Genomic DNA, 5,481 nt, shown 5'->3' on the forward strand with positions numbered 1-5,481 from the left:
AGCTTAACGCCCTATCGGGGTGTCCAGAATCATTAGGCCACTTCACTCCCTCTCCCTCTGGGAGATGGCTGGGGTGAGGGAGGCCGAGTTCAGCACGAACTTCCCGTAGGTTGGCGAATGAGTTCGCCCCTACAGCAAAAGCCCCGATTCGCAGGCAAAAAAAGCCCCCAATCAAGGGGGCGGGATTCAAAGCACACATCAACTTGATGTCAGGCGAAGGCCTGCAGCGCGCCCATCTTGCCGCGGCAGTAGATCATCGGGATCACGTCCTGCTCGGGAACGATGAGGTTCTTCACCGCGCCCACCAGGATTGCGTGGTCGCCGCCTTCGTATTCGCGCCACAGTTCGCATTCGATGATGGCGGTGGCATTGGCCAGGATCGGGTTGCCCAGTTCGCTCAGGGTCCAGTCGATGCCCTGGGCCTTGTCCTTGCCTTTCCTCGCGAAGGCATAAGCTTCGTCGCGCTGGTCGGCGGAAAGCAGGTGGATGGCGAAGCGCTTGCTCTTGATCAGCACCGGATAGGAATCGGAGCTGTAGTTGGGGCAGAACAGCACCAGGGCCGGGTCCATGGACAGGGAACTGAAGGCGCTGGCGGTCAGCCCGACGATCTGGCCGTCGTCATCCAGGGTGGTGATGACAGTGACGCCGGAAGGGAAGGAGCCCATGACTTGTTTGTAGGCATTGGTGTCGATCATTTCGGGTACCTATCGGGAGCAAGTGGCTGCGACCGGCAGCGCATCTGTGTCTGATGGTATACCGTAATACTTTCAATGCAAGTGGAATTTTTCTGCGTCTTCTCCCGCCCGACGAACGTTGTCAGGTTCGCTGTAAGCCACTGAATACGGGCCATTGCCAAGATATGGTGGATCGATTCAGCTACTCAAAAGCGCATTTTCAGTACAGTTTGACGTCCAAAAAAGCCTTGTCTGAGTCTTGGAATACCATAATATGGTGTTCGTTTTCGGGTGGCTGCCGCCGTCAGCACAACCCCCGATTGCGCCCCTTCGTGGCTTTTCTACAAAGACAATAAGCAAGGCAAGACGATGTCCGAGAATTCCCAGCAGACGCTGATCGAGAACCATACCGTCGACTACGTGCCACCCGCCGAGCGCCACGGCAAGGCCCGTGACCTGTTCACGCTCTGGTTCAGCACCAATATTGCTCCATTGCCGATCGTCACCGGGGCCATGGTGGTCCAGGTCTTCCACCTCGACCTGCTCTGGGGCCTGCTGGCCATTGTGCTGGGGCACATGATCGGTGGTGTCTTCATTGCCCTGGCATCGGCCCAGGGGCCGCAGATGGGCATCCCGCAGATGGTCCAGAGTCGCGGCCAGTTCGGTCGTTACGGAGCGCTGCTGATCGTGCTGTTCGCGGCGGTGATTTATCTCGGCTTCTTTATTTCCAATATCGTCCTGGCCGGCGAGTCGATCCATGGCATCGCTCCTGTCGTGCCACTGCCGGCGGCGATCATCATCGGCGCCATCAGCGCGACAGCCATCGGTGTGGTCGGCTACCGCTTCATCCACACCCTCAACCGCATCGGGACCTGGGTGATGGGCGGCGCACTGCTGGCCGGCTTCATTACCATCTTCTGCAGCGAGCTGCCGGCGGACTTCTTCAGCCGTGGCGCGTTCAACCTGTCGGGGTTCCTCGCGACCATCTGCCTGGGAATCATCTGGCAACTGAGCTTCTCGCCCTACGTCTCCGATTACTCACGCTACCTGCCCGCCAGCATCGGTATTGCCAAGCCGTTCTGGGCCACTTACTTCGGCGCGTGCCTGGGCACCATCTTGTCTTTCAGCTTTGGTGCGGTAGCCGTGTTGGCGACCCCAGAAGGCACCGAGGCCATGGCGGCGGTGAAGCAGGCCACGGGCGTGTTGGGGCCGGTGCTGATGGTGCTGTTCCTGCTCAACATCATCAGCCACAACGCCCTCAACCTGTACGGCGCGGTATTGTCCATCGTCACCTCGATCCAGACCTTCGCCGGCGCCTGGACGCCGAGCATCCGCGTGCGAGTAGTCCTGTCGTCCGTCGTACTGGCTGGCTGCTGTGTCATGGCCCTGGGAGCCTCGGCCAACTTCATCTCCCACTTCATCGGCCTGATCCTGGCGCTGCTGCTGGTCCTGGTGCCGTGGGCCACCATCAATCTGGTGGACTTCTATCTGATCAAGCGCGGGCGCTACGACATCGCGTCGATCTTCCGGGCCGATGGCGGCATTTACGGTCGCTTCAACCCGCACGCCATCACCGCCTACTTCATCGGCATCCTGGTGCAACTGCCATTCGCCAACACTGCGCTCTATGCCGGGCCCTATGCCAATTACATCGAAGGCGTAGACCTCTCCTGGCTGGCCGGTTTGCTGGTGACCGCGCCGCTCTACTACTGCCTGGCCACCCGCAGCAAAGCGGAACCGACGGCAGACCTCAGCCTGGCCGAATGACCGCTTGAGGTAGCCCTTCAGCAACGCCCCGACCTCCCCGGCAGGTCGGGGCGTTGTGCTTTCCGGGGAGCTGCCGACGGAGAGTGAGCAGACGCCCCTGCAAGTCGCCAGCCGTCAGCTAGCTTTTACTGATCACGTCCATAACAACGGAGAAGGTCATGGCGAAGGGCAAGAAGAAGGCGTCCGGAAAAGAAGCGGCGGAACAGGAAAGCCTGGGGCGCAAGGAGTACGAGAGCGAGCTCAAGCGGCTGCATGTGGAGCTGGTGAAGCTCCAGCAGTGGGTCGTAGCCGAAGGGCTCAAGGTGTGCATTGTCTTCGAAGGTCGCGACGGCGCCGGCAAGGGCGGAACCATCAAGGCCATCACCGAACGGGTCAGTCCCCGGGTATTTCGTGTAGTAGCGCTACCGGCGCCGACCGAGCGGGAAAAATCCCAGATGTACATACAGCGCTATCTTCCGCATATGCCGGCGGCCGGTGAAATCGTGATATTCGACCGCAGCTGGTACAACCGCGCCGGTGTCGAGCGGGTCATGGGCTTCTGCACCGAGGAGCAAACGCACAAGTTCCTCACGGTCGCGCCGCTGTTCGAGAAGATGATGGTCGAGTCCGGAATCATCCTGCTCAAATACTGGCTGGAGGTGAGCGCCGAGGAACAGACCCGCCGGCTCAAGGACCGTATCGACGATGGGCGCAAGATCTGGAAGCTGTCGCCCATGGACCTCAAGTCATATGCACGCTGGGACGACTACACCCGTGCCCGCGACGACATGTTCGCCGCCACCGATTCGTCCTGGGCGCCCTGGTACATGGCGCATTCGGAGGACAAGCGGCGGGTGCGGCTGAACATCATCACCCACCTGATCAAGCAGATCCCCTACAAGGACCTGACCCGCGATCAGAAAATTGAGCTGCCCAAGCGCGGCAAACTGGGCAAGTACAAGTCGGCGTCTTATCCATTCCGGATGATCGAGGAAGTCTTCTGATTTGCACCGCCCCATGGCGGTGAAGGTGGTGTGTCGTGAGGTCGATGCGTTACCTGCTGTTGCTGGTGTTGGCCGTGTTGATGCTGGCGCGGGGAGCTTGGGCTGAGGAGCTCCCCAGCGCGGAGCTGAGCAAGGCCGAGGAGGCGGAGGTCGATGCCTTGGTGCTTCCTTTGCCCAAGGCCTGGACAGGGGACTTCGAGGGCATGCGCGAGCGACGCCTGGTGCGCATCCTGGTGCCCTACAGCAAGACCTTCTTCGCGGTGGATCGGGGACGCCAGCGGGGCATCGCCTACGAGATCGGCAAGGCGCTGGAGACCTGGCTGAACAAGAAACACCCCAACAAGAACAAGTCCTTGCAGTGGCGTGTCGCGTTCATTCCGGTCGGTCGCGGCGAACTGCTTTCCAAACTCGTCGAAGGGGAGGGGGACATTGCCGCTGGCGGTCTGTCGATCACCGACAAACGCCAGCAAATGGTGGACTTCACCGCCCCCTTCGCCAGTGGCGTGCGTGAAGTGGTGGTCACCGGGCCGAAGAGCATGACGATCGAGAAGCTGGATGACCTCGCGGGCAAGGAGGTGATGGTGCGGCCATCCAGCAGCTACTACGAGCACCTGATCGAACTCAATGCCAGTTTCCGGGAAAAGGGACTGGAGCCCATCGTGATCAAGCCGGCGGACGAGAACCTGGAGTCCGAGGACCTGCTGGAGATGGTCAACGCCGGCCTGATCAACGCGGTAGTGGTGGACCGCTACATCGCCGAGACCTGGAAGAGCGTGCTCGTCGACCTGGATATCCATGTGGACATGCCCGTCCGCGACGATATTCAGCTCGCCTGGGCCATCCGCAAGGAGAGCCCGCAGCTCCTCAAGGTGCTGGACGGGTTCGTCAAGACTCACAAGCTGGGGACCACCTTCGGCAACAGCCTGCGCAACAAGTACGTGAAGAACAGCAAGGAGCTGTTCGATGCCACCGATGAGGAGGAGTTGAAGCGCTTCGCCGCGCTGGTTGGCATTTTCGAGAAGCACGCCGGGACCTACGACTTCGACTACCTGATGCTGATGGCGCAGGGATTCCAGGAGTCCCAGCTCAATCAGGAGGCGCGCAGTCATCGTGGTGCGGTAGGGGTGATGCAACTGCTGCCCAGCACCGCCGCCGACCCCAGCGTGGCCATCGAGGAAATCGACAAGAGCGCTGACCGCAACATCGAGGCCGGCAGCAAGTACATGCGCCTGCTGGCCGACAAGTACTTGAACGATCCCGAGCTGACGCCGCTCAACCGTACCCTGATGTCCTTTGCTGCCTACAACGCGGGACCGGGCAACCTGCGCAAGTTCCGGCGGTTGGCGGAGAAGTCGGGGCTGGACAAGAACGTCTGGTTCGGCAACGTCGAGCACGCCGCCGCGCGCCTGGTCGGGCGCGAGACGGTCGATTACGTGGGCAACATCTACAAGTACTACGTGGCCTACAAGCTTGCCCGTGACAAGGAGATGGCGAAGGCCAGGAAGTCCTGACTCAGATTGTTACGGCAGTACCGCTGATGCTCACCATCAGCATGCTGCCGTTCTGCCCGACCACCTCGTAGTCGATATCGATGCCGACCACCGCGTTGGCGCCGAGCTTCTCGGCGTGCTCGGACAGTTCTTCGAATGCGATTTCCCGCGCCTTGGCCAGTTCCTTCTCATAGGCGCCGGAGCGGCCGCCGATGATGTCGCGGATGCCGGCGAACAGGTCACGGAATACGTTGGCGCCGAGAATGGCTTCGCCGACCACGATGCCTTTGTATTCGCGAATGGTCCGGCCTTCGAGGGTGGGGGTGGTGGAGAGGATCATGCTGCGCTCCTTGGCTGGTTTGAAGTGCGTTCAGTGTAGGGCGTGGCTTTTGTAGGGGCGATTTCAATCGCCAAGGGTAGCGTAGCTGCCCCCTATCGAGGTGAAAGGCAGACCTTCGGCCTGCTTGGCGAATGAATTCGCCCCTACAGTCGAGGTTCGCTGCGGCCTCCTTGTGGGAGCGAATTCATTTGAACTTGGGAAACCACGTCCTGAGGACGTGGTCATGA

General features: G+C 60.7%; 5 protein-coding genes. 3 read left to right on the forward strand and 2 right to left on the reverse strand.

Translation table 11 applies throughout. The features are described from left to right. Nucleotides 1–209: 209 nt before the first annotated feature. Entirely contained in the window at nucleotides 210–695 is a 486-nt protein-coding gene (locus MnOB_RS14490) for a flavin reductase family protein (protein ID WP_077524928.1), read from the reverse strand. A gap of 348 nt (nucleotides 696–1,043) precedes the next feature. Between MnOB_RS14490 and MnOB_RS14495 the strand changes: the two genes are divergently transcribed. The 3 genes from MnOB_RS14495 to MnOB_RS14505 all read left to right on the forward strand — a co-directional run bounded on the left by MnOB_RS14495 (nucleotide 1,044) and on the right by MnOB_RS14505 (nucleotide 4,935). Next, nucleotides 1,044–2,441 (forward strand): purine-cytosine permease family protein, encoded by a 1,398-nt coding sequence (locus MnOB_RS14495; RefSeq protein WP_077524929.1) that lies wholly within the window; start codon nucleotides 1,044–1,046, stop codon nucleotides 2,439–2,441. 158 nt (nucleotides 2,442–2,599) lie between these two features. Continuing rightward, complete coding sequence (gene ppk2, locus MnOB_RS14500) at nucleotides 2,600–3,424, forward strand: polyphosphate kinase 2 (RefSeq protein WP_077524930.1); 825 nt, start codon at nucleotides 2,600–2,602, stop codon at nucleotides 3,422–3,424. 44 nt (nucleotides 3,425–3,468) lie between these two features. Next, nucleotides 3,469–4,935, forward strand: a complete 1,467-nt coding sequence (locus tag MnOB_RS14505) for an MltF family protein (RefSeq protein WP_077524931.1) — start codon at nucleotides 3,469–3,471, stop codon at nucleotides 4,933–4,935. 1 nt (nucleotide 4,936) lies between these two features. On the opposite strand, the gene MnOB_RS14510 is transcribed toward MnOB_RS14505, so the two are convergent. Further along, complete coding sequence (locus tag MnOB_RS14510) at nucleotides 4,937–5,254, reverse strand: heavy metal-binding domain-containing protein (RefSeq protein WP_077524932.1); 318 nt, start codon at nucleotides 5,252–5,254, stop codon at nucleotides 4,937–4,939. Nucleotides 5,255–5,481 lie beyond the last annotated feature (227 nt).

Origin of the sequence: Metapseudomonas resinovorans (genome assembly GCF_002003485.1) — a bacterium.
Classification (GTDB): Bacteria; Pseudomonadota; Gammaproteobacteria; order Pseudomonadales; family Pseudomonadaceae; genus Metapseudomonas; species Metapseudomonas resinovorans_D.

Bases quoted from the DNA above. Each gene is read 5' to 3' on its own strand.
- MnOB_RS14490 (WP_077524928.1), bottom strand. From the start codon at position 695: ATGATCGACACCAATGCCTACAAACAAGTCATGGGCTCCTTCCCTTCC.
- MnOB_RS14495 (WP_077524929.1), top strand. From the start codon at position 1,044: ATGTCCGAGAATTCCCAGCAGACGCTGATCGAGAACCATACCGTCGAC.
- ppk2 (WP_077524930.1), top strand. From the start codon at position 2,600: ATGGCGAAGGGCAAGAAGAAGGCGTCCGGAAAAGAAGCGGCGGAACAG.
- MnOB_RS14505 (WP_077524931.1), top strand. From the start codon at position 3,469: ATGCGTTACCTGCTGTTGCTGGTGTTGGCCGTGTTGATGCTGGCGCGG.
- MnOB_RS14510 (WP_077524932.1), bottom strand. From the start codon at position 5,254: ATGATCCTCTCCACCACCCCCACCCTCGAAGGCCGGACCATTCGCGAA.